At 38.8% G+C, this 22,330-nt stretch carries 20 protein-coding genes; 5 read left to right on the forward strand and 15 right to left on the reverse strand.

Annotated features, from left to right (window positions below; translation table 11 throughout):
- Positions 1 to 30 precede the first annotated feature (30 nt).
- From SULAR_RS04465 to SULAR_RS04475, 3 genes are read right to left on the reverse strand one after another with little or no spacing between them, the layout of a single operon-like run.
- Entirely contained in the window at positions 31 to 1,905 is a 1,875-nt protein-coding gene (locus tag SULAR_RS04465; RefSeq protein ID WP_008243433.1) for an ATP-binding protein, read from the reverse strand.
- 40 nt (positions 1,906 to 1,945) lie between these two features.
- On the reverse strand, positions 1,946 to 3,004 hold the full coding sequence (locus tag SULAR_RS04470; protein WP_238536354.1) for a lytic transglycosylase domain-containing protein: 1,059 nt from the start codon (positions 3,002 to 3,004) through the stop codon (positions 1,946 to 1,948).
- A 50-nt stretch (positions 3,005 to 3,054) separates the two neighbouring features.
- On the reverse strand, positions 3,055 to 3,825 hold the full coding sequence (locus tag SULAR_RS04475) for a TatD family hydrolase (RefSeq protein WP_008243439.1): 771 nt from the start codon (positions 3,823 to 3,825) through the stop codon (positions 3,055 to 3,057).
- 121 nt (positions 3,826 to 3,946) lie between these two features.
- Here SULAR_RS04475 and SULAR_RS11295 point away from each other — a divergent pair, with 121 nt between their 5' ends.
- Positions 3,947 to 4,597 (forward strand): Hpt domain-containing protein, encoded by a 651-nt coding sequence (locus tag SULAR_RS11295; protein ID WP_008243440.1) that lies wholly within the window; start codon positions 3,947 to 3,949, stop codon positions 4,595 to 4,597.
- Here SULAR_RS11295 and SULAR_RS04485 read toward each other — a convergent pair.
- Together SULAR_RS04485 and SULAR_RS04490 are read right to left on the reverse strand one after the other, a co-directional pair.
- Positions 4,594 to 6,123, reverse strand: coding sequence for a DNA repair protein RecN (locus tag SULAR_RS04485; RefSeq protein ID WP_008243442.1), 1,530 nt, complete (start codon positions 6,121 to 6,123; stop codon positions 4,594 to 4,596). The genes SULAR_RS11295 and SULAR_RS04485 overlap by 4 nt on opposite strands.
- Positions 6,120 to 6,992 carry an NAD(+)/NADH kinase gene (locus tag SULAR_RS04490; RefSeq protein WP_008243445.1) on the reverse strand — a complete coding sequence of 291 codons (873 nt, stop codon included), beginning with the start codon at positions 6,990 to 6,992 and terminating at the stop codon, positions 6,120 to 6,122. Before SULAR_RS04490 ends, SULAR_RS04485 begins: the two co-directional genes overlap by 4 nt.
- Positions 6,993 to 7,144: 152 nt before the next feature.
- Here SULAR_RS04490 and aspS point away from each other — a divergent pair, with 152 nt between their 5' ends.
- From aspS to SULAR_RS04505, 3 genes are all read left to right on the forward strand, one after another.
- Positions 7,145 to 8,896, forward strand: coding sequence for an aspartate--tRNA ligase (gene aspS, locus SULAR_RS04495; RefSeq protein WP_008243446.1), 1,752 nt, complete (start codon positions 7,145 to 7,147; stop codon positions 8,894 to 8,896).
- 20 nt (positions 8,897 to 8,916) lie between these two features.
- On the forward strand, positions 8,917 to 9,510 hold the full coding sequence (locus tag SULAR_RS04500) for an adenylate kinase (RefSeq protein ID WP_008243447.1): 594 nt from the start codon (positions 8,917 to 8,919) through the stop codon (positions 9,508 to 9,510).
- A 216-nt stretch (positions 9,511 to 9,726) separates the two neighbouring features.
- Positions 9,727 to 10,917, forward strand: a complete 1,191-nt coding sequence (locus SULAR_RS04505) for an OmpP1/FadL family transporter (protein WP_008243448.1) — start codon at positions 9,727 to 9,729, stop codon at positions 10,915 to 10,917.
- Between the two features lie 15 nt (positions 10,918 to 10,932).
- Here the strand turns inward: SULAR_RS04505 and SULAR_RS04510 are convergent, their stop codons facing one another.
- Positions 10,933 to 11,856: a histone deacetylase gene (locus SULAR_RS04510; RefSeq protein ID WP_008243449.1), complete on the reverse strand. Its 924-nt coding sequence runs from the start codon at positions 11,854 to 11,856 to the stop codon at positions 10,933 to 10,935.
- Between the two features lie 7 nt (positions 11,857 to 11,863).
- Positions 11,864 to 12,148 (reverse strand): hypothetical protein, encoded by a 285-nt coding sequence (locus SULAR_RS04515; RefSeq protein WP_008243450.1) that lies wholly within the window; start codon positions 12,146 to 12,148, stop codon positions 11,864 to 11,866.
- 66 nt (positions 12,149 to 12,214) lie between these two features.
- Between SULAR_RS04515 and SULAR_RS04520 the strand changes: the two genes are divergently transcribed.
- Positions 12,215 to 12,766, forward strand: coding sequence for a YSC84-related protein (locus SULAR_RS04520; RefSeq protein ID WP_008243451.1), 552 nt, complete (start codon positions 12,215 to 12,217; stop codon positions 12,764 to 12,766).
- Here the strand turns inward: SULAR_RS04520 and SULAR_RS04525 are convergent.
- From SULAR_RS04525 to SULAR_RS04560, 8 genes are all read right to left on the reverse strand, one after another.
- The gene (locus SULAR_RS04525; RefSeq protein ID WP_008243452.1) at positions 12,763 to 13,632 is read right to left on the reverse strand and encodes a radical SAM/SPASM domain-containing protein; all 870 of its coding nucleotides are present in this window, start codon (positions 13,630 to 13,632) and stop codon (positions 12,763 to 12,765) included. The two genes, SULAR_RS04520 and SULAR_RS04525, sit on opposite strands and share 4 nt — an antisense overlap.
- Before the next feature lie 6 nt (positions 13,633 to 13,638).
- Complete coding sequence (locus SULAR_RS04530) at positions 13,639 to 14,676, reverse strand: hypothetical protein (RefSeq protein WP_155993769.1); 1,038 nt, start codon at positions 14,674 to 14,676, stop codon at positions 13,639 to 13,641.
- A 135-nt stretch (positions 14,677 to 14,811) separates the two neighbouring features.
- Positions 14,812 to 17,838 (reverse strand): efflux RND transporter permease subunit, encoded by a 3,027-nt coding sequence (locus SULAR_RS04535; protein WP_008243454.1) that lies wholly within the window; start codon positions 17,836 to 17,838, stop codon positions 14,812 to 14,814.
- Between the two features lie 6 nt (positions 17,839 to 17,844).
- Complete coding sequence (locus SULAR_RS04540) at positions 17,845 to 18,543, reverse strand: efflux RND transporter periplasmic adaptor subunit (RefSeq protein WP_008243468.1); 699 nt, start codon at positions 18,541 to 18,543, stop codon at positions 17,845 to 17,847.
- Complete coding sequence (locus SULAR_RS04545; RefSeq protein ID WP_008243469.1) at positions 18,540 to 19,787, reverse strand: TolC family protein; 1,248 nt, start codon at positions 19,785 to 19,787, stop codon at positions 18,540 to 18,542. Before SULAR_RS04545 ends, SULAR_RS04540 begins: the two co-directional genes overlap by 4 nt.
- 12 nt (positions 19,788 to 19,799) lie before the next feature.
- On the reverse strand, positions 19,800 to 20,381 hold the full coding sequence (locus SULAR_RS04550) for a TetR/AcrR family transcriptional regulator (RefSeq protein ID WP_008243470.1): 582 nt from the start codon (positions 20,379 to 20,381) through the stop codon (positions 19,800 to 19,802).
- A gap of 136 nt (positions 20,382 to 20,517) precedes the next feature.
- A complete protein-coding gene (locus SULAR_RS04555) occupies positions 20,518 to 21,165 on the reverse strand; it encodes a phosphatase PAP2 family protein (protein WP_008243471.1) in 648 nt (215 codons plus the stop codon).
- Positions 21,155 to 22,312 (reverse strand): MFS transporter, encoded by a 1,158-nt coding sequence (locus SULAR_RS04560; protein WP_008243472.1) that lies wholly within the window; start codon positions 22,310 to 22,312, stop codon positions 21,155 to 21,157. The genes SULAR_RS04555 and SULAR_RS04560 overlap by 11 nt, the downstream gene beginning before the upstream one ends.
- Positions 22,313 to 22,330: the final 18 nt, after the last annotated feature.

Consider the following 22,330-nt stretch of genomic DNA (forward strand, 5'->3'; position numbering starts at 1 on the left):
CTTTATTTGACTTTGTTTTTGCTTGATAGACTAAGAGTTACAATGCTCTGAGATAATCATTTTTAGCGCTTCTATATCTAGTGGCTTCACGGCATAATCATCCATACCTTTAGACATATACTTCTCCTTATCTCCTGAGGAAGTATTTGCGGTAAGTGCAATGATAGGAACATGTTTCAAATGATGTTCTGTTTCATGTTCTACAATATGTTTACAGGCTTCAACTCCGTCCATAATAGGCATTTCAATATCCATAAATATGATGTCATAGACATTTTTTGTAGACATCGCAACTGCCTCTTTTCCATCATTGACCACAGTCACTTCCAGACCAAGGTTTTCCAAAATGATCTTTATGAGCTTGCAGTTGATCTGGTTGTCATCCGCCACGAGTGCATGAAGTCCTTGAAACTGTTCGGTATCTTCTACTGTATCAGAGGTAAGTATCTTCTCTTTCTTATGCTCACTTGCATTGGTTAAGATCCTGATCGTTTTTGCCAGACTGACAGGTGTGAGGACCACATCGGTAAAATGATGTTGTTGTGGATTGACACGCGCCCTTAAACTACCATTGGTCAAAAGTACAGATTTACACTCCAGAGCAGCACACTGTTCCAACTCTCCTGGCAATCTCGCATAGTGATGATCAAATATCATAATATCAGGTAAGCTTACAGGTGTCTCAGACTCAAAAAGATCTTCATAATAGTAGAATGAAAATGTTGCACCCAAGTGTTCTATATAGGTTTGAAGATTGGTATCCAACTGACGATTGATACTCTTTACAGGAAGCGCAAGACCAACAGAGAGATCAGAAAAGTCAATATAGACACTAGGTTCATGATCTTTGTTTTTTTCTAATGGTAAAGTAAAGAAGAAAGTCGTTCCTTCATTCTCTTTACTTTTGACTTCAAGTTCTCCACCCATCAACTGAACCATTTTCCGTGATATAGTCAGTCCGAGTCCCGTACCTCCATATTTTCGGCTTGTACCTGCTGTTGCCTGTCCATAGGCTTCAAAAATAGTCTTTTGCTGTGCTTCACTCAGTCCGATACCGTTGTCACTCACAGAAAACTTTAACCCTGTGTGATCTTTGTCACTACTTACCCCTTCAACAAAAAGATTGATCTTACCGTAGGCATCCGTGAATTTAATGGCATTCCCTATAAGATTTGTCAATATTTGAGAAAGTTTTGTAGGATCACCGATCATATAAGGCGATAGAGTCGGATCGACCAATACCCCAAACTCAATGTCCTTTTGATCCGCCATTTGTGCAAAGGATGCTACCGTCAGATCGATGGTCTCAAATAAATTGAAAGGGATAGATTCGATCTCCATTTTTTCCGCATTCATTTTAGAAAGATCCAAAACATCATTCACTATAGCAATAAGATTGTTTGATGAATTTTCGATCAAGGAGATGAACTCTTCTTGATCTTCTGTTGTATCCATTTCTTTTAGAAGTTTAGTAAAACCTAAAATACCATTGAGCGGTGTACGGATTTCGTGAGACATGGTCGATAAAAATTGACTTTTTGCCTCTGCCTCCTCTTTAATCTCTTTTCCTTTCTCCTCTAAAAGGAAAAAAAGACGTGCAATATACTTATAGACTTCTTCTCTTTGTTGTGTCATGATCCCTATCTTGATATCTGCTAAATGATCGATGCTGTCTAACACAGAGCGCAGTGCTCTGTTCTCTCTTTTCTCCTTGCGCTGATCAAACCATACATATCCAAGGTACAAGAGACTCAACACTGCGATGACCAATAAAGAGACAAAAAGCCCTGTATCTGAAGGGTCCATTCTTTTCCATTCTCTATAACTCCAATAACTACTAAGCATCAACAAGAAAACAAGTGGAGCGATACGGATAGAAGTAACCAGCAGATTTTTTTTAAACATATCTTCCCTTTTACAACACATGATAAAATATAATAAATTATTATTTTATTATTTTATCAAATGTTTTCTTGTTTACAGGAATCACCAGTAAACTATCCAAGACAAGAAAATCATTTTTTAAGTGATTAGCACTCATGATCTCCTCTCCATCCACATTATACAATTTCGCAATACTCTCTACAGTTTCTCCTAATGCGACTGTGTGAGAGACCATATGGGATTTAAAGACTTTCTTTTTATCTGCTAACTGATATCGCAAGTAAAAAGCATAGACTTTTTCAATAGGAATAGTGATTTTATAAGTGGGTTTCTCTTTTGGTACTATACCCTCTTTTAAACTTTTGTTTAGTTTTAAAAGTTTCTCTTCCTTCATATTTAATAGTTTTGCAATCTCTTTTAGTGGTGTCCCGGCAAGTACATAGACCTCTATGAGGAGATTTCCTGGCTTATCATCTGTGTTATCGCTAAAATCTAAAGTATCATTTTCACCTATCATCGCAAGAAGAAGAATCTTTTTCATATACTGTCGTGTTTCACGAGGCAGATATTTCAAATTCCCATCTATCAACACACTTAACTCATCTGTTCCTGCACGTTTAATGGCCCTGCTTACACAACCTTCTCCACAGTTGTAAGCCATGGCTGACAAATACCATTTTCCAAACTGATTATGGAGTTTATGGAGATAGTTTATTGCTGCAGAGGTAGCACTGACCATATCACACCGTTCATCATAGCTTTGGCATACTGTCAGATTATACTCTTTAGCTGTTGCAGGCATGAACTGCCATAAACCTACCGCTTTTTTGGGAGAAACGGCATCTGTGGAAAATCCGGATTCCACCATAGAAAGATAGATAAATAGATCACTTACACCATCCTCTACAAGAAGTCCCTGCATCGTTGGCAATATCTCTTTACCTCGAAGTAAGGAGCGTCTATAAAATGATTGTAACTTTTTTTCATGCTTTGAGACAAAAGAGATAAACTCTTCATTATAATGATAAGATTCATCTATATCAAATTCATGAAATACATAGGTATAGCTAGGGTATTTATGTTCTAATGAGACTCCATACATAGAACTAATACAGAACATATAGAAAAATAAAATACTTTTAAAATATCCTATCCTTCTATACATGTGAATCAGAACCTGAAAAGTCTTTGGGCATTTTCTGTACTTAACGTTTCGATCTCCTCCCTACTAAGCAAAGAGAGTTCAGCCATTTTATCAGCTACCAGTGTAGTATAACTGGGCTCATTTCTCTCACCGCGATGGGGATGAGGCGTAAGATACGGTGCATCCGTCTCTATCACTAACTTATCTTGAGGAATTTTAGGATAGACATTGATAAGCTTTCGAGCATTTTTAAATGTCAATACACCGCCAATACCATAATAAAAATTCTTTTTAGCAAGCTTGAGTAAAGATTCATCTGCATTATAACAATGCAATACTCCCCCCTCTTCACCCGCATATTCATCAAGTAAAGCGAGACAATCCGGAGTTGATTCTCTTACATGGACTATCAGTGGCTTTTGCAGCTCTTTTGCCCAAAGTATCTGATCTATAAAAACTTCTTTTTGCAGCTTTTTTTCTTTATCGATTTCATCCTCTGACTCTGGCAGTCTGAAATAATCCAATCCGCATTCGCCGATTGCGACACATTTAGGATGCGTCACATAGGGTTCCATAGAGGTTCTATCATACTCTCCGGCATCATAAGGGTGCACACCTACAGCAAAATAGATACTCTCATACCGTTCAGCCAAATCCACTGCTCTTTGTAAGGTTTTAGGATCTGCTCCTGGTATAATGAATTTCTCTACACCTTTTTCTCTGGCATTTTCCAAAACCTGTTCTATATCATCTTCATACCGATCATCATCCAAATGACAATGTGTATCTATTAACATCTATATAATGTCCTTTTTTATACATTATAACAAATTTCTTCTATATTCATCTCTTCAAACATGCTAATCTAACCTTCAATAAGTTATAGTTAAGTATCAATTATAATTTCGAAGGGCTGCTATGTCTGCATCAACCATCATATCTATCTTTGTTTTTCTTGTACTTTTGCTTATCTTTCTTGAATACAGAAATGAGAAAAAGTATCAGGAAGGAAGACGCAAAAAACAAACAAAAACCGCTCCTGATACAAAAACTGCACCTTCAAAAGAACAAAAGAGAACTGTTCCAAAGCCTGAACCGAAACCCGAACCAAAACCTCAACCTAAAACAGAAATTGAACCTGTAGTGGAAGCAAAGCAAGAACCAAAACCTGAGCCTACAATAGAACTTGAACCCGAACCTAAAACGGAAACCATACAGGAGACAAAAGAACTACCTCAGGCGAATTATCCTCAGTTCACGCATGTCCGTCTAGTGGAAATGGGGCTTTCAGACGAAGAAGCAAAAGAATTCGTAGCTGAACTGATCCCACAAATAGAAACAGAGATCCCTCTCATCGAAGCAGCCATAGAAGAAAGAGATTTTCATAAAGTAGAAAAATTGACACATGGGATCAAAGGTTCAGCGACAAATCTGGGTACAGGTGGCGTCTCAGATCTTTTAACTGATTACAACACCTATGTAAAAACGGGGACAGATGTTGACATAGCCAAAGCCTATCTTGAACAACTTATACACTATACCAGTGAACTCAAAGCACAATATACTTAAGCCCTTAACTTTTTAGCAAACTCCAATGCTTCATCTGTAGGATTTTCTCCTGCAATGATCCTTGCAATCTCAGAAACACGGCTCACATCATTTAATACTACAGCCTTACTCTTCTCTCCTGCTTTTGTTACAACAATATGTTGTCCCGCTTTTGCGGTAAGATGTGGCTGATGTGAGATCGCAAAAACCTGGTACACAGAGGAGAGCTTATGTATCATCTCTGCTATAGCGATTGATTCATCGCCACTCACATTGGCATCTATCTCATCGAGTATAAGCACACCTTGTTTACTCTTATCTGCAGGTATGGTCGTTGCCATCAGAGCCAAACGTACACGGTTAAATTCGCCTCCACTGAGTGTCGCGGTTTTTGAAGACCCAAGCATCACCTCAACACAATCCATTCCCCCTTCTCCTAAACTATCAGAAGAGAATACAAAAGTAAGTGGAGGAAGTTTAAGTGTGGTCAGATACTCAGCTAAAGATTTTTCTAGTATCTTTGCCTCTTTTTTACGTGCCTGAGAGAGTTTTGAAGCAATGATCTGTAACTCTGAAAATTCTAAAGCCAAAAATGACTCCAACATACTCTTGTCTTTTTCTATATTTTGATATCCGGAAAGCTCTTTCTCTTTGGACTCTTTATAAGCTAATGCCTCTTCTATACTTCCATAACGGTTCTTCAGTGTCGTAAGATCAGCTAGACGATCCAGTACCTCTTCCACATTGACCTCTTCAAGTTCATCTGCAAGGTTTTCCGTCTCTTCAAAATCAGCACGAAGCTGGTTCATTGCATCATTAAATACTGATCCATCCTTATCTAAAAGTCGATAGACCTCTTCCACACTCGCTTCTAATGTAAAAATGTCTGCTGCTGTGGAAAGGGCATCTTTTATCTTATCGATACGGGAAAGTTGCTGTTTGACCTTGAGTAGCTCCTCTTCTTCCCCTATCTGCGGGTTGATAGAAGCTATTTTTTCTACTTCATACGTAGCATATTCTATGAGTTCAGCAAGCTTTGCTTCATCTTCTTTGATCTTTGAGAGCTGTGAAGCTTTTTCTTTATAATTTCTATAACGTTTTCTGTACTCTTTGAGTAACTGCTTAAAGGTCTTGTCTTCGCTGAGAAGCTGACCATCGATCATCTCTAAAAGTGTTTCAGACTCAAAGCCGCCTTTGTCACGTACAGAGAGGTACTTGACATACGGTAAAAACATGTCACTTAAAGCCTTTTTGGAGATATTTTGGCCATCGATAAAATAACGAAGCTTCTCTTTTTTAAGTGTCTTTACCGTCAGATCATTCTCCAGTTCATAGGCATCACTTTTTAACTGCTCAGGCTTTTGCAAGTTCACTTCGCAGAGTGCTGCAGCACCTTGTGTACTATATCCGAAACTGGAAAGTATCGCAGACATAAGAACGGATTTTCCTGCCCCGCTGGGTCCGGTTAAAACCACCAATCCATTTTCAAACTCTAATTCTACTTCATCAAAAGTAACAAGATCGCGTAAATATAAACGTTCTATCAATTCCCAGCACCCCATGAAAGTTTTTCTCTCAATACAGAGAAGTAATTACGCTCTTTTCTATGCAGAAGTTTTGCCCCACGTTTTGCACCCCTGATCACCAGTACATCTTCCGGAACCATCTCATAATCATCTTGGCCGTCTATCACTGCGATCACACGCTCTTCAGGAGAAGAGAGTTCGATCGTAAAATCAGCAGGTACTACGAGAGGACGCTGAGTCAGAGAGTGTGCCAGTATCGGTGTCATAATAAGTGCCTGCGTCAGTGGATACATGACAGGACCGCCGGCGGCAAGATTATATGCAGTCGATCCTGTAGGTGTCGCAATGATCAATCCGTCCCCTTTATAGGTATTAAATCTTTCTCCATCAATAGATGCATATATAGTTGCGATCTTGGAGACTACAGGACGTGTGATCACTACATCGTTAAACGCAAAAAATGGCTCTTTTTGACCATTTTTTCTTTGTAGATACCCTTCTATCATCATACGTTCATCAATACGATATTCATCTCTGATCAGTTGATCTAAAAATGACTCTACATCATCTATGGTCACATCGGCCAAAAATCCTAAATTCCCGGCATTGATACCCACAACAGGTTTATCGTGTCCATGAGAACGACGCACCAATGAAAGCAACGTACCATCTCCACCCAAAGAGACTAAAAAGTCCGATTTTTCACACATTGTTTCAAAGGCCATACCTTTTAGACCTACCCTCTGTGCTGAACGTTCTGCCAAGATCACAGAAATACCTTTAGACTCGAACTGTGCCTTTATCCTTTCATAAAGTGACTTTATCTCTGGGTCGTTGGGTTTTAAGATAAACCCTGCAGTTTTTATCTGTGCTAATTTTTCACTACTCATCTTTTTCCTGATTTAAGAAATATAATTGTTAGAGTAGCATAAATGTACTGTTAGTATTTGAAAATATTTCATATTGCCATATTTTCAAGAGTGAATTTAACCCTAAACTACTTTTTGATATAATCGCGCCATTATAAACAGATAGGATAGTCATGAGAACACATTATTGTGCAGAAGTAAACGAAGAACATATTGGACAAGAAGTTACCGTTGCGGGTTGGGTCTCTTCACGTAGAGATCATGGTGGACTTATATTCATCGACCTTAGAGACAAAGATGAAGTAGTACAGCTTGTGTGTGATCCGGCAGACAATGCGGATGCACATAAACTGGCTGAAGAAGTAAGAGACCAATTTGTTTTGATAGCTAAAGGTAAAGTACGTGCTAGAGGTGAAGGACTGGAAAATCCTAAACTTAAAACCGGAAAGATCGAGATCGTAGTGGATGATCTTAACATAGAGAACCGTTCTAAACCTATGCCTTTTGATCTCAATGATGATAAGGTAAATGAAGAGATCAAACTAAAGCACCGTTACTTGGAACTGCGTACACAAAAATCTTACGATATCTTCAAGCTTCGTTCAAAAGCAACGATCGCTGCACGTAACTCACTTGATGCACTAAATTTCCTTGAAGTTGAAACACCTATCATTACCAAATCTACTCCGGAAGGTGCAAGAGATTACCTAGTACCTTCTCGTGTACATCCTGGTGAATTTTATGCACTGCCACAGTCTCCACAGCTTTTCAAACAATTGCTTATGGTTGGTGGTTTCGACCGTTACTTCCAGATCGCAAAATGTTTCAGAGATGAAGACTTGAGAGCAGACAGACAACCTGAGTTTACACAAATAGATGTTGAGATGTCTTTCTGTGATCAGGAAGACGTCATAGCAGTTGCAGAAAAACTCATCCACGATGTATTCTCTGCATGTGGTTTTGACATTCCGACTACGTTCAAACGTATGCCTCACTTTGAAGCGATGGAAAAATACGGTTCAGACAAACCGGATATGCGTTATGACCTGGCAATGGTAGATGTGATCGACATTTTTGAAAGATGTGACAATGAGATCTTCTCAAACATCGCCAAAGCCCCTAAGAAAAACCGTATCAAAGCACTCAAAGTACCAAAAGGTGATGAGATCTTCTCAAAACGTCAAATGAAAGGTTTTGAAGACTATGTACGTAAATTCGGTGCATCCGGTCTGGGTTACTTCCAGATGAAAGAAGATGGTCTTAAAGGTCCACTTACCAAATTCTTCACAGAAGAAGATATTCAGGCTATCATCGAAAGATGTGAACTTGAAGTAGGTGATGCTGTCTTCTTTGGTGCCGGTGAGAAAAAACTGGTATGGGATTATATGGGTCGTTTCCGTATCTATCTTGCAGAAACGATGGATATCATCCCTAAAGATACTTTTGAGTTCTTATGGGTCATGGACTTCCCTATGTTCGAAGTAGAAGACGGTAAGGTCAAAGCGCTTCACCATCCATTTACACAACCAAAATCACTCGATTATGAAGATATCGAAGATATTGAGTCTATCGCTTATGATATCGTACTTAATGGTACAGAGCTCGGTGGTGGATCTATCCGTATCCATAAAGAAGAGGTTCAATCAGAGATATTCAAACTTCTGGGTATCGATGAAGAGGAAGCGCAAGACAAATTCGGATTCTTACTTGATGCACTCAAATTTGGTGCACCGCCACATGGTGGTTTTGCCTTAGGTCTTGACAGACTTATCATGCTTATGACAGGTGCTTCAAGTATCCGTGAAGTTATTGCATTCCCTAAAACACAAAAAGCACAGTGTCTTCTTACACAAGCACCAAGTGTTGTAGATGCAGAACAGCTTAAAGACCTAAGCCTTAGAATCAGACAAACACCAACAGCATAAAACAAAGGAAAGAAAAAACTATGAAAAAACTATTTTTAATCATTGGCGCACCAGGTTCAGGAAAAACAACAGATGCAAGTATCATCGCTGAGAAAAACAGTGACACTATCGTACACTACTCTACTGGAGATATGCTAAGAGAAGAAGTAGCAAGCGGAAGCGAATTGGGACAAACGATAGAAAGCTATATCTCTAAAGGTGCACTGGTACCACTGAACATCATCGTAGACACGATCGTATCTGCTATTAAAAATGCACCTGTAGACAATGTACTTATCGATGGGTATCCAAGAAGTACAGAGCAAATGACTGCTTTTGATGAACTGGTATCTAAAGAAGATGATATTGAACTTGCATCAGTCATAGAAGTAAGAGTAAGTGAGCAAGTAGCTAGAGAGAGAATTTTAGGCCGTCGTGCAGAAGCAGCCCCAGGTGAAGAGAGAAGTGATGACAGTGAAGAGGTATTCAACGATAGAATGAAGATCTATACAGATCCATTGGCTGAAATTCAAGCATTTTATACAGAGAAAAACCTTTTAGAAGTGATTTCTGGTGAGAGAACACTTGAAGAAGTTGTTGCTGATATGGAAGCATTCGTTAAAAGCAAGATCTAAAACCCTCTACCCACTTTTATAGTGGGTAATACTACACTTTTTTTACTTCATAATTTTTATTCTCTTATTCAACTCATAATCTCATTTAATCTATATTTTATTACAAAAACAAATCCTACTCAATTAATATAAAACATAGAATATATTCCTAAATTTCCTTTAATATTTAATATATTTTAGCTACTATAGGTTTACATTTACTATAAGGACAAGGGAATGAACGTAAAGACAACAAGAACCTTAGGGAAATTAATCGCACTTTCATTTATCACTTCAACGATGATCCATGCAACAAACGGAGATAACCTTATCGCAATGGGTGCAAAAGCGAGAGGTATGGGTGGTGCTGGAATCGCTATGAGTCATGGTGCAGAATCTGCTTTAAGCAATGGTGCACTCATCACCAGTGTGGAAGGTACTGAAATCGGGTTTGGTGGTACGCTATTTATGCCAGATATTAAAACAGAAATAGCCGGTATGGGACCTAAGTATACTAGTGATGCAGATACAAATGTAATTCCAGAAGTATCTATTGCACATAAGATAGATGAAAATTGGTATATTGGTGTAGGTATGTGGGGAACTGCTGGTATGGGTACAGATTACAGTGAGGTACCAGGAAACTTTCAAATGGTTACAAACTTGCAACTTATGCAATTTGGAGTACCTATTGCCTATAAAACAGGTGGCTTGAGTCTTGCCGTCACCCCTATTCTCCAGTATGGTAATTTGGATATTAACTATGATTCTACAGGAATGCAAAATGGAGGTCCAAATGGTGCTGGATTAGCACAAGACTTTGGGTTTGGTTATAATTTAGGTCTTGCCTATGACTTCACCGCAAATGGTATCGATGGTCTTACATTTGGTGCTATGTATAGATCCGCTATAGAGATGGACTATAATCCTCAAATAAGCACGGCTATGGCAGGATTTGGTCGATCTAATTTTAGTGACAAACTTGAACAACCGGAAGAGTATGGTCTAGGTCTTGCTTATACTATGGGTCAACATACTTTTGCTTTTGACTACAAAAAAATAAAATGGTCTGATGCCCAAGGCTATGGTGATTATGGTTGGGATGACTCTGATGTCTACGCCATTGGTTACCAATATACAGAAAACGAATGGACCGTAAGACTAGGATACAATCATGCAGAGTCTGCAGTAGTAGAAACAGCAGATCCACTATTTAATATGTTAAATCTATTAGGTTTCCCTGCAACCCAAGAAGATCACTATACAGTAGGTGCAAGTTATGAATTTACAAGAGCTTTCTCTCTTGACTTAGCTTATGTTTATGCTCCTACAAATACTGAAACATTTAGTATAGCTCCTCTAGGTAGTACTATTACTACTGATCACGCGGAAGACAGTGTTTCTTTCCAATTAGCCTATACGTTTTAATCCCTGTTAAAACTTTTAGGAAGAGGTGCTTTTCAGCATCTCTTCCAGTGTCACTTTCGCATTCTCTCCCAGAGCATTGACATTATAACCCCCTTCTAAAAAAAACACAAAAGGCACATCTGCACTATCCAGTATACACCTCACTATATCTCTTATACCTTCCGTAGTGATGTTGAGTTGTGCCAAAGGGTCACTTTCATGCAGATCATACCCTGCAGAGACCAAGATGATATCAGGGTTAAAGTCCTTGACGAGTGAAGGCAGATCATTTTCATAGATGTCAAGTAATTCACTATCTGTAGTTCCAGCCATCACTGGAAAGTTTGCAGTGTAGCCAATGCCTTTACCCTCACCTTTCTCTGATACGGCACCTGTACCGGGAAATATATACGCCTGATGTGATGAAAAATAAAATACAGAGTCATCAGCATAAAAAGTATCTTGTGTACCATTACCGTGATGCACATCAAAATCGACAATCATCACTTTTTTGTACCCTATACTCTGTGCATACCGTGCAGCTATAGCGATATTATTGAAAAGACAGAACCCCATAGCTTGTGCAGGTCTGGCATGATGTCCAGGTGGTCTTACAGCACAAAAAACCCGTTCAAATTCTTCAGACTTTATACCATCCAATGCCACTACTCCCGCCCCCACAGCCATTCTTGCTGCATCAAAAGAATCTACACTGCAAACCGTATCAGAATCAATACTTCCATCATAGGCACAAACGTTTTTAATGGTCTCTATATGTTCAGGAGAATGTACAAGTTCAATGATACGCTCTGAAGCACTTATAGGAGATGTAAATATCAAAGATGGATGCAGTACTTCAATAGCTTTATTGATCGCTCTCAGGCGCTCTGGAGACTCCGGATGCATTGCACCGGTATCATGCTGTAGATAGATATCATCCGTTATATACGCTACTTTCATCCCACCATTATACTCTATTTTTCAGTTGAGCTATCTCCTTTTTTAATTTTTCTATCTCTTTTTTCAGTCTTGCATTCTCTTTTCGTAAGCTATAAGGTTCTTTGTTTTCTTCTTTTACAGTAGACTTTTGGACTGTTTTCTCAACCGTGTCATCCAGTAAGATATAGACTACATCTTTACCATTTTCTACGACTGTCTCTGTTGCTACTTGACCTGATTTGGTCATTTTCACTACATCGAACATACTCAATTTATGTTTTACGGCGTATGCTTTAATAGTTAATTTTTCCATGGTGATCCTACACAATTTATTTATTTTTCTAAGATATAATATGACAAATTTCATAAGGATTACAACATGTATAGTAAAAAATTTAACCCAATGATGCTATTGATACTCATCTCTCTTACCTTTACTCAATTTTCATTTGCAAAACCAGCTGATCAACTTAATAAAGATGTTGATATTGCTATCAAAAAATTTGAAAAAGAAGTGGTAGGAGGACCGGAATTTCTTTCAAAAGTAAAAGGATATCTTGTCTTTCCTTCGGTCATCAAGGGTGGATTTATCGTTGGAGGTGAATATGGTGAAGGTGCACTACGTATCAACGGTACGACAAAACACTATTACAGTATGACATCCGCTTCTATAGGGTACCAAGCCGGTGTTCAAGAGCATTCTGTGCTGATCGCCTTTCTTTCAGAAGCCTCATTAAACAATTTTATTCGAAGTAATGGATGGGAAGCCGGTGTAGATGGTTCTATTACGGTAGCGGACTGGGGGAAAAATAAAGATATCACCTCTATCAGTTATGAAAAACCTATTGTGGCCTTTATCTATGGTGCAGAAGGATTAATGTTAGGTGTCAGTATAGAAGGTACAAAATTCCAAAGGATCATACCTAATTAATCGTTAAAACGATCCTTATAAGAACACTTCTGGCAAAGTTCTTCCACCGCTTTGCCCTCTTTAAATCCCTCTACCATATCTACAGCACGCTTTGCAGTTAGGATCTCATCCAGCGTATTTTCATGCAAATCTCCAAGTTCTATGATCCCATCACAATCCAAACAGCAAGGGACCACTTTCCCGCTGGCCAAGATAGCCACATGCGACTGTAGGCCTTGGCATGTACCATGCCCATAGTTTCTATTGTTTAAAGAAGGCCATTCAAAATAGTTATCAAAATGTACAAGTATTTTAGAAGCTAAACGCAGTGACTTTGGTTTCTCTTCATAAATAGTTTTAAGATCAAGTTTGGTACCAAATGCAGACGAGAGTTTTTCAAAGAGTGTTTCATTGAACCTTCGTTCACTCATCATTTCATCTAAATTCCATACACGTAAATTAATAAAGATATCTTCTCCTCTCTCTAGCTTGGCTTCACATAACGCAAGTACGGGGTTCATATATTGTTCAAAGGTGATAGAAGTATCATTTTTATTGAAACTGTTGAGTGATATGTTGATCTGTTTTACACAAGGATGAAAAAGTGTATCATAAGAGTGTTTCTTTAAAAAGTATCCGCTGGTCGTGAGCATTGCTTTAAGCCCATGCTTGTGGATAATATCTAAATACGCATCCAGGTTGGACAGGGTCAGAGGGTCCCCGACAACATGACAAGCAATCTCCTTGGTATAGACTTTGGCTTGTTTCAAAATGGATTCAAAAAAATCGAGGTCCATCTCTTTCGTAGGTAAAGCCTTTGTCGGACAAAAGCTGCAAGAGAGTCCACATACATTTGTCAGTTCTATGTAAATACGGTAAAAATTCATGGATACTTATTTCATACAGCTAGAAAGATCAGTAATATTTTTGGCACGGTTCACACAGGGTATACGAGATTGCAGATCTATGAGTTCATCTTCTATTTTATCGAGTAAACTATTTTTTTGTTTCTCATCCCAGAGTATGATCTCTTTATCCTTCTTACTTCCCATTTGTGCCTTCATTTGATTACAATACTCCATACACTGGTTGGCTGCAGCAGGGTCTTCTACTGTCTGTAAACATTCACGTGTTTTCTTCATAGATCTTAAAAGCTTGGGTAAAAATTTCTTTTGTCTTTTATAAATATCTTTAGAAATATGATTAATAAACTGTATCCTCTCTTCATCTCTTAGATCCATGATACTCTCAGTTGTATTTATATCACTGACATCCAAAGCAGCCTCTTTTAATATGTTATAAAAATTTTCTGCTTTATATCTGTTCTTCGTTTTAATTTTATCTTTAAAAAGTGCAAACTCTTGTACAGGGAAATCCGGCAGAGTATACACCTCAGTAGAAGCATTACTATCAAAAATAACTTTCGTTGCTTCTTTTACATACACAACATCCAATAAATTGGACTCTAACCTGAGAACAATATTTTTATAAATGCATTTTTTCACACCTGCACCTTCCCACATCTCACAAGGCACACCGGCAACCGTTTCTTCACCTATTTTAGTTAAAGATGCTGTTTCATCAATACCACTGATATCATGTGAGCTTTTTTTACGTTCCAGGAGTTGTTCATTTGCATAATCAACCGTAATGACTGTATCTTTTGTATGTTTTTCAGACTTCTTTATATACTGTTTATGTTTTATGGCACCCGTAGTCACTATGACTCCGTTCTCTTCCTCCAACTTCACTTCACCCCAGTCCTTAAAATGTAATTTTGTCTTACCATTTATACTGAGATTTGTTTCAGGTGTCAGTTGTGTACCCCCACTGATCTTATACAGAACCATACCTGACTCTACTTCAAAGGGATGCTTGAACGCTTCTGCATGCAAAAGTGTTGCCATACCAATGAATAAAATTGTTTTCATATAATGTCCTATAGACATAAACATCCTTGCCGGTCAATATGATTTAATGAATGTATTGTAACATAATTATAAACTATAAAAGATATCTATACACCATATTGCTAAAGTCATGCCATCCTAAAAATAGCACAAGGATCATACTTTTCCTTTTTCATACCATTTCCTGAGCCATGCATCCATCGGGTACATCATACGGTAAATAGCCGGAACCACCAAAAGGGTCAAAATAGTGGAACTCATCAGTCCTCCGATGATCGCCAATGCCATTGGTGCATTACTCTCATGCCCTGCTCCGCCTCCAAATGCCAGAGGAAGCATCGCACCTATCATAGCAAAAGTGGTCATTAAGATAGGACGAAGTCTTTTTTCCCCCGCTTCCAATATGGCTTCATTCACCTCTTTACCTTCTTTGATCGCCTGATTCGCAAAGTCGACCACCAAAATTGCATTCTTTCCTACCATTCCAAGCAGGAGAATGATCCCGATCATGACAAAGAGAGAGAAATTGTTTCCTGTCAAATAGAGTGCCACGATAACCCCTGTAAAGGAAAGTGGCATGGCTACCATAATAATGAATGGCTGAATGATAGACTCATACAGTGCAGCAAGGATCAGATAGATCAAAATGACTGCCAAGAGTACTGCAGCACCAAACGCAGCATTCGTATCCGCCATATTTTCAATATCTCCCGTATAACGGTAATTATATCCTACAGGCAGTATTTCACCGATTTTATCATCCACTACTTTCATAATAACATCTAAACTGGTCTCATACATACCTGATGTCACCATCACTTTACGCTCACGGTCGTAACGGTTGATGGATGCTGTACCGGTATGCTCTTCAAAAGTGATCAATCCTTCAAGAGAAACAAATTCACCGTCACTGTTTTTGACCTGGAGTTTTTTAATATCATCGATCGTGCTTCGATATTGATCTTCAAAACGCAAAGTAATATCAAACTCACGGCCATTCTCTTCGTAGTAGGATATTGCTCTGTCACTTGAATAGGCACTTGACAAGATACCTGCGATCTCATCGGCACTTACGCCAGAGCGCTGTGCATTTTCTCTTAAAATATCGATTTTTATTTCTGGTTTTCCACTCTCATAGTCTCTATCAATACCTACTGCACCTTTAGTCTCTTTGAGTAGATCCATCAATTTCTGTGTCGTTTTATTCAGTACCTCAAGATCATCTCCGGTTACAACGATCTGTACGGGTGCATTACTGCTGCCCGTATCAAACGGTGCAACCTCTTCAACCGTCACAACCATATCTTTGATCGTCTTGAATTCGTTGGTATACTGCTGTACAACATCTTCTTGAGAAACAGACCTCTGCGCTACAGGCTTCAGCTTTGCATAGATCTTTGCTTTATGGATCTCCTTGGCACTGTTATACCCAATGGACAATACAGAATACTCTATATTCTCATCACTCTCCATTTTCTCAAGTAGAGGCTTCATTTTTTTCTTCATCTCTTCCAAGCTTGTTCCTACCGGTGCCTTGGTAAATACCTGAAACTCACTGTTGTCCTGCATCGGCACGAAATCCATTCCTGTAGAGAGTTTGGTTGAGGAAACCAGCAGGCCTATCGTGACCAGAATAGTGATCCATTTAAAACGGATCAATGGTTTGAGTAGCGCTACATACGCTCTGTCTAGTTTGACAAAAAGTGGCTCTGTCAAATGAAAAAATTTACTCTCCTTGGCACTTAATACCCTTGCTCCGACCGTCGGGATGAACATTACTGCAACTAGATAAGAGATCACAACCCCTGCAGCTACGGTCATCGCAAAAGAATTAAAGAACATACCCACGATACCATCCATAAAAGCCACAGGTACAAATACTGCTAACAACACTGAAGAGATCGCCAAGATGGAAAATGACACCTCTTTGATCCCTTCAAGAGATGCTTTAAATGGCTCCATTCCTGCTTCCATCTTTTTAGTAATGTTTTCAATCACAACGATCGCATCATCAATAAAGATACCAATAGCCAGTGTAAGTCCTATCAGTGTCAATTTATTCAGATCATACCCCAACCAGTCAATAATGGCAAATGTCCCAATGATCGATGTAGGAATGGCCAATGCAGAAACGATCGTTGCAGTCACATTTCTAAGAAAGAAGAATACAATGATGATCGCCAGTATGGATCCATAGATAAGGTCAAAGGTCACATTGTCTATATTGACCATGATCTTGTCGCTCTGGTCCTGAAGCAATTGCAACGTGTAATCTTCACCAGCAATAGTTTCAAGACGTGGCATCACGGCTTTTACACCGTTGATGATATCCAATACATTTTCACCGGAGATCTTTTTCACCTCAAGCATCACACCTTGATTCCCATTGTATGAGGAATAACTGCTGCTGTCACTCAATCCATCTATAACACGTGCAACATCTTTCAGTTTGATTCCCGGTTTAATGATCAACTCTCGAAGATCCTCCACACTGATGGCATCCGCTTTCACCTTGATCACGGTCTCTTTTTGATCACTTATAAGCTTACCTGCCCCTTGGTTAATGTTCTGAGCCGCAACAATATTTTGAACATCAAGAGGTGTAAGATCATATTTATTGAGTTTAAAAGGGTCAACAAAAATCCGTACTTCTCTATCCTGATACCCAATGATATTGACTTCACCTACACCTTTGATCCGTTGTAGTTTAGGTTTGATCTTCTCATCTGCCATTCGCATAAGTGCAGTCACATCACCTGTTTTAGTAGCAATGAAGAGGTTGATCACCACGCCACTTGCACCCAGTTTTTTTACGATCGGTTTCTCCACTTCATTAGGAAGCAGTACAGAACCGATCTTGTCACGTACATCATTGGTCGCTTCATCGATATCTTTAAAAAGCTCAAACTGTATGGTGACCGTACTGAATCCTTCATAAGAGGTTGACATCAGTTTATCGATCCCATCGATCCCGCTGACCGCCTCTTCCAGTTTATCTGTCACTTTGGTTTCCACGGTACTGGCATCAGCACCATCGTAAGTCGTTTGAATGGTTACAACGGGGAAATCGACATTGGGAAAAAGATTGACAGGCATCGTGTTATAGGACATTAATCCAAATACTATAAAGGACAATACCCCCATCAATGTTGTGATAGGTCTGTTTATGGCAAATTTATACATGCATTCCTACTTTACTGTAATGTATCCATCACCAAAGAGTCCCACAGGGAAACGCTCAGCTTTGACCTCTGCCAACATCTTTCTTGATCTGGAATCGATGGTTGGATAGATTTTGTAAATCGTTCCGGTATAGAGAGTATCATCCCCGTCTACCTTGTATTTAAAACTGTCACCGACCTTTACTTTCTTATGATATTTCTGATCGAATTTTAAAATAAGCTTGCGTGCCTTGAGACTTTGTATATCGTATACTTCTGTGATCATTTGACCGCTGACCACATCTCCGACTTCAATATGCTTTGCAGTGATAATTCCGTCAAAAGGGGCACGCAGATAGGTTTTCTCTAAAAGTGCATCCTGATACTTAAGTTGGACTTTTGCATTATCATATTTATAGGCATAACTCTCAAACAAAGAGACATTAATATGCTGCTGCACCTTTTTTTGTCGTTCATAATCACTTTGCGCATATTTCAAAGCCACTTTTGAAACTTCAACCATCGCTTCAATATCATCATTGAGTAGCTCAGCGAGCAGTTCATCTTTTTTCACAACTGAACCGATGTCCACCTTCATCTCTCCAACAATTCCGCTGCTGCTGAATGCCAAAGAGGCACTCTTTTCCGCTTTGACATCAAATGTCGCATAGATCTCCTCTGCATTCAAATGCAATACTGCCAATAGTAAAACGATCATTTTTTTCATTTAATAAACTCCTTTGGGTCTTTCCCTGCATAATAGTAATAGATCGATTTTCCGATCTCATAATCATAAAGTGTCTCTTTGTATCGTGACTGCGCAACTGTCTTTTGGGTCAATGCATCAAGAAAAGCAATATTGTCGATCAAACCAACCTCAAATTTCTTTTTAAGCACATCATACGTACTTTTTGCAGCACGCAAAGCACTTTTGGCACTTTTAAGTCTTGTACGTATTGTTTCTAAACTTTTTTGTGACAGATCATAATTTATTTGCTGTTCTTTTTTTGCATGATCGATCTCTGAGAGCAATGCCAACTTCTGATACTTTACTGCTTCACTCTCTTTTGCCATTTTTCCGTTGTCAAAAAGTCTCATGTTCACCGAGATCATTAATTTGTTTTGATGATCCAATAGTAAGCCATCTCCACTAAGATCACCCATAGAAACGGTATCATCAAAACGTGATTTATTATAGGTATCAGATATGCTTATCTGGGGTTTGTATCCTGCATCGATGGCATTGGACTGTTCACCGATGGCATTGGCATTGGCTTCAAGTATTTTAATATTTTCAAAAGTTTCAAACCTTACATTTTCAGGTTCTTTAAAAGAGTCACTTTGTAACTGTGAAACAGGCAAACCGCTTAGAAGCTGTAGATTTTTTTCACTTCGTATCAGTTCCAAACGCGTATTCGCCATCGTATAGTTATTACTGTCAAATTCCGCCTGAAGTTTATCTACTTCTTCTTGTGTAGAGAGGCCTGCACTCTTAAACTTTTTGATACGCTTGATCTGTGCACTCAACTCAACAGAACGTTCTTCCAGGGCTTGCAGTGTTGCCTTGAGCTTCTGCAATCCGTAATAATGATGTACGATCTCAAGCGTGATACTTTTTTCAAACGCACTTTTTTCAAAAAGAGCTGCTTCATGTTCAAATCGCTTAGCATCAAGTAAGGCACTTTTTCTGCCACCGTCATAAATCTCAAAGTTCACCGTAGCAAATGCACTTGAAGTTTGTCCCGGGTTCACTATATTTGTTGGAGAGACATAGCTATGGCTTGCTCCGATATCCACAGTTGGCCAGTAAGCACTTTTGGCTGCCTCCATCTCTTCTTGTTTTGCTTTGATACGTATCTCTTTTGCTGTGATCAATCCGTTCTCTTTATTGGCATTTTCTACCAACGTTCTCAAACCATAACTTTGAGCAAATATACATAAAGGTAATAACAAACCTAAAAAAATTCTCATCTACTATCCTTCTTATTTAGATGGCAAGATCATGTCCAAAAACAGATCTATCTCTTTTTTGATATCACATGACTCTAAACGGGAGTCCACGACCAAACCTGTAGCAAACAAAGTTAAAGAACTGGATGAAATAGGCATAGTCTTCTCAATTTCTCCTGAAGCTTTGCCCGCTTCTAAAATCAGATCGAGTATCATGGTAAATTTCTTTCTGCACTCTTCACTGAAAGCCAGCATTGCTTCTGGTTCACTAGAGAGTGAAATAGCAAGAAATTCCTGATACACATTAAGATGCTTCCCTGCTATCTCATTTTCAAACAAGAAATAGAGGAAATGAAACAGTTTCTCTCTTGTAGTGATGGGTGTGTCCACTAATGCCAATAACTCTTTTTCATGATCGGAAATAAAAGTTGTAATGATTTCAAAAACAATATCTTCCTTGTTTTCAAAATACTCATAGATCGTTCCTTTTCCCACACCTGCTGTTTTTGCGATCTGTGATATGGTAAGTGAATTTATCCCCTGTTCCAAGAGTAATTCTCTACATGAAAGCGCTATATTCCTACGCTTTTCTTCCTTATTTACGATAATTGCCATAGTATTCCTTTATATGACTGACCGTCGGTCAATTAAAGAAGTATAGCATATTTTATTTATAATTACATTTTGGATCTCTTATATAGTTCTACTGACCATTTTGTAATTTTTAAGCATTCTATTTTGAGTATACAGTTTAACCCACTTTGTTCTTAAGCCTGTTTATCAATTCTATCAACGTTACCCAAAACACTCCCAGCCCTATGCCTGCAAGCACATCACTCAACCAATGTACATCCAGATAAACTCTAGAAAAAGCAATGAAAATTGGCCAAACGATACAAGCTATCACTATGACTGATCGTAAACCCAGAGAAGAGACTCTTTTAGCAAGTATAAAATAAAGAGCCAATGCCATGGCAGTTGCCATTGTTGCATGCCCTGAGGGGAAAGAGTGGGTTGCTATCGAAAGTATATCTGAACTCGGTCTTACACGTTGCACGATCATTTTGATAAAAATATAGGCTATATTTGCACCTAATACAGCAAAGAAATAGAACAAAAGATCGTTATACCATCTCTTATAGACCAAAAAAAGCATCATCAATAGTGAAAAAACAAAAATACCTATCGCACCGTTGAAATGGGTCAGCGTAACCATAAACTTAGTCAATAATGGAGTTTGTATAGCATTGATATGGGTCTCTATCCATCGATCTATCACAAGAATATACTCTTTTTCTACCACATCTTCTGTAATTTTTGCAAACAGATAAAAACCTAGAATATTCATTATGATCACTGCTTTGTTTATAAAAAAAAATGTGAATACTTTAGTTTTCATGACGACCCTTCATCAAAAAAAACAACAGTGTCATGACTAAAGTCCCCACCAAAGAGTATATCAATGCATTCTGCATATTCCAATGTTCCCATATGAGTCCTGCGATGTATGCACCTAATGCCCCAAAGAGTGCTACTCCTGCATAAAAAACGCCATAGACTGAGCCTTTATTGGTTGCACTCTGTGCTATAAACGCACGGTTTGCATTTAGTGAAGCCACGGTGAAAAGTCCCAGAAAAGCATAGGCGATCCAAGTAAAAAAAGGACTCTTAAGCATTAAAAATCCTTGAGAAGCTACACCACAAGCATAAGAGAATGCCAAGACACGTTTCACACCAAATCGATCAATGAGTATACCAAAAAGATAACTGCTCATTGTCTGTACGCCCGAAGAGACAACAAAGAGCAGAGGGATGACAGCTGTGGCAATGCCCACCGCTTTAGCTTGCATCGTAAAAAAAGAAGGACTAAAAACAAAAAGCAAAAATAAAAAATAAAAAAACAGTGCACCGATCGTTTTTTTGTCATTCTGTGTCAATGTAAACGATTGTTCGCGGTGGCTGATCGGCTTAGGGACATCACGTACAAAAAATGCTACGATCACAAGTCCTATGATACCGGGGAGAAAAGTAGCATAAAAGATGTTACGCATGACCGTTTCACTCTGACCAAAGTACCAAAGCAGTACAAAGAGTAGTAGTGCACCGCTCAACTCTCCTGCGATATCCATCATCTTATGAAAACCAAAGGTTTTACCCGATGCACGTGCTGTGCTATACTGAACGATCATCACATCTTTAGGCGCAGAACGCAGCCCTTTCCCCAATCTCTCAGCTACCTGTAAACCTGCTACTGTTTTATACCCTTGTGTCAATCCTATCAGAGACTTGCTCAACGCAGAAAAAGCATATCCTGCCACGACCAAGGGTTTGACAATACCATATCTGTCGGAAATATAACCCGATACTAAACGAAGCGCATAAGAGGCAAAAGTAGATATCGCTACGATAATACCCAGTTTGTCCATCCCCTCCTCCAAGACCACTACAACAAAGATAGGTAAAATGGGCATAATCATCGCAGAAGCCATATCGGTAAAAAAACTTACCCAACCCAGCATAATGACATTTTTATTGATACGTTTCATAGTCTTGTATAGTTCTCA

The sequence above is a fragment of the Sulfurovum sp. AR genome (assembly GCF_000296775.1).
GTDB lineage: Bacteria > Campylobacterota > Campylobacteria > Campylobacterales > Sulfurovaceae > Sulfurovum > Sulfurovum xiamenensis.

Excerpts from the sequence above, each read along its gene's own strand:
- SULAR_RS04545 (WP_008243469.1), bottom strand. The coding sequence starts at position 19,787 with ATGAGAATTTTTTTAGGTTTGTTATTACCTTTATGTATATTTGCTCAA.
- SULAR_RS04555 (WP_008243471.1), bottom strand. The coding sequence starts at position 21,165 with ATGAAAACTAAAGTATTCACATTTTTTTTTATAAACAAAGCAGTGATC.
- SULAR_RS04465 (WP_008243433.1), bottom strand. The coding sequence starts at position 1,905 with ATGTTTAAAAAAAATCTGCTGGTTACTTCTATCCGTATCGCTCCACTT.
- aspS (WP_008243446.1), top strand. The coding sequence starts at position 7,145 with ATGAGAACACATTATTGTGCAGAAGTAAACGAAGAACATATTGGACAA.
- SULAR_RS04535 (WP_008243454.1), bottom strand. The coding sequence starts at position 17,838 with ATGTATAAATTTGCCATAAACAGACCTATCACAACATTGATGGGGGTA.
- SULAR_RS04510 (WP_008243449.1), bottom strand. The coding sequence starts at position 11,856 with ATGAAAGTAGCGTATATAACGGATGATATCTATCTACAGCATGATACC.
- SULAR_RS04490 (WP_008243445.1), bottom strand. The coding sequence starts at position 6,992 with ATGAGTAGTGAAAAATTAGCACAGATAAAAACTGCAGGGTTTATCTTA.
- SULAR_RS04475 (WP_008243439.1), bottom strand. The coding sequence starts at position 3,825 with ATGTTAATAGATACACATTGTCATTTGGATGATGATCGGTATGAAGAT.
- SULAR_RS04470 (WP_238536354.1), bottom strand. The coding sequence starts at position 3,004 with ATGTTCTGTATTAGTTCTATGTATGGAGTCTCATTAGAACATAAATAC.
- SULAR_RS04505 (WP_008243448.1), top strand. The coding sequence starts at position 9,727 with ATGAACGTAAAGACAACAAGAACCTTAGGGAAATTAATCGCACTTTCA.
- SULAR_RS04550 (WP_008243470.1), bottom strand. The coding sequence starts at position 20,381 with ATGGCAATTATCGTAAATAAGGAAGAAAAGCGTAGGAATATAGCGCTT.
- SULAR_RS04540 (WP_008243468.1), bottom strand. The coding sequence starts at position 18,543 with ATGAAAAAAATGATCGTTTTACTATTGGCAGTATTGCATTTGAATGCA.
- SULAR_RS04525 (WP_008243452.1), bottom strand. The coding sequence starts at position 13,632 with ATGAATTTTTACCGTATTTACATAGAACTGACAAATGTATGTGGACTC.
- SULAR_RS04500 (WP_008243447.1), top strand. The coding sequence starts at position 8,917 with ATGAAAAAACTATTTTTAATCATTGGCGCACCAGGTTCAGGAAAAACA.
- SULAR_RS04515 (WP_008243450.1), bottom strand. The coding sequence starts at position 12,148 with ATGGAAAAATTAACTATTAAAGCATACGCCGTAAAACATAAATTGAGT.
- SULAR_RS04560 (WP_008243472.1), bottom strand. The coding sequence starts at position 22,312 with ATGAAACGTATCAATAAAAATGTCATTATGCTGGGTTGGGTAAGTTTT.
- SULAR_RS11295 (WP_008243440.1), top strand. The coding sequence starts at position 3,947 with ATGTCTGCATCAACCATCATATCTATCTTTGTTTTTCTTGTACTTTTG.
- SULAR_RS04520 (WP_008243451.1), top strand. The coding sequence starts at position 12,215 with ATGTATAGTAAAAAATTTAACCCAATGATGCTATTGATACTCATCTCT.
- SULAR_RS04530 (WP_155993769.1), bottom strand. The coding sequence starts at position 14,676 with ATGAAAACAATTTTATTCATTGGTATGGCAACACTTTTGCATGCAGAA.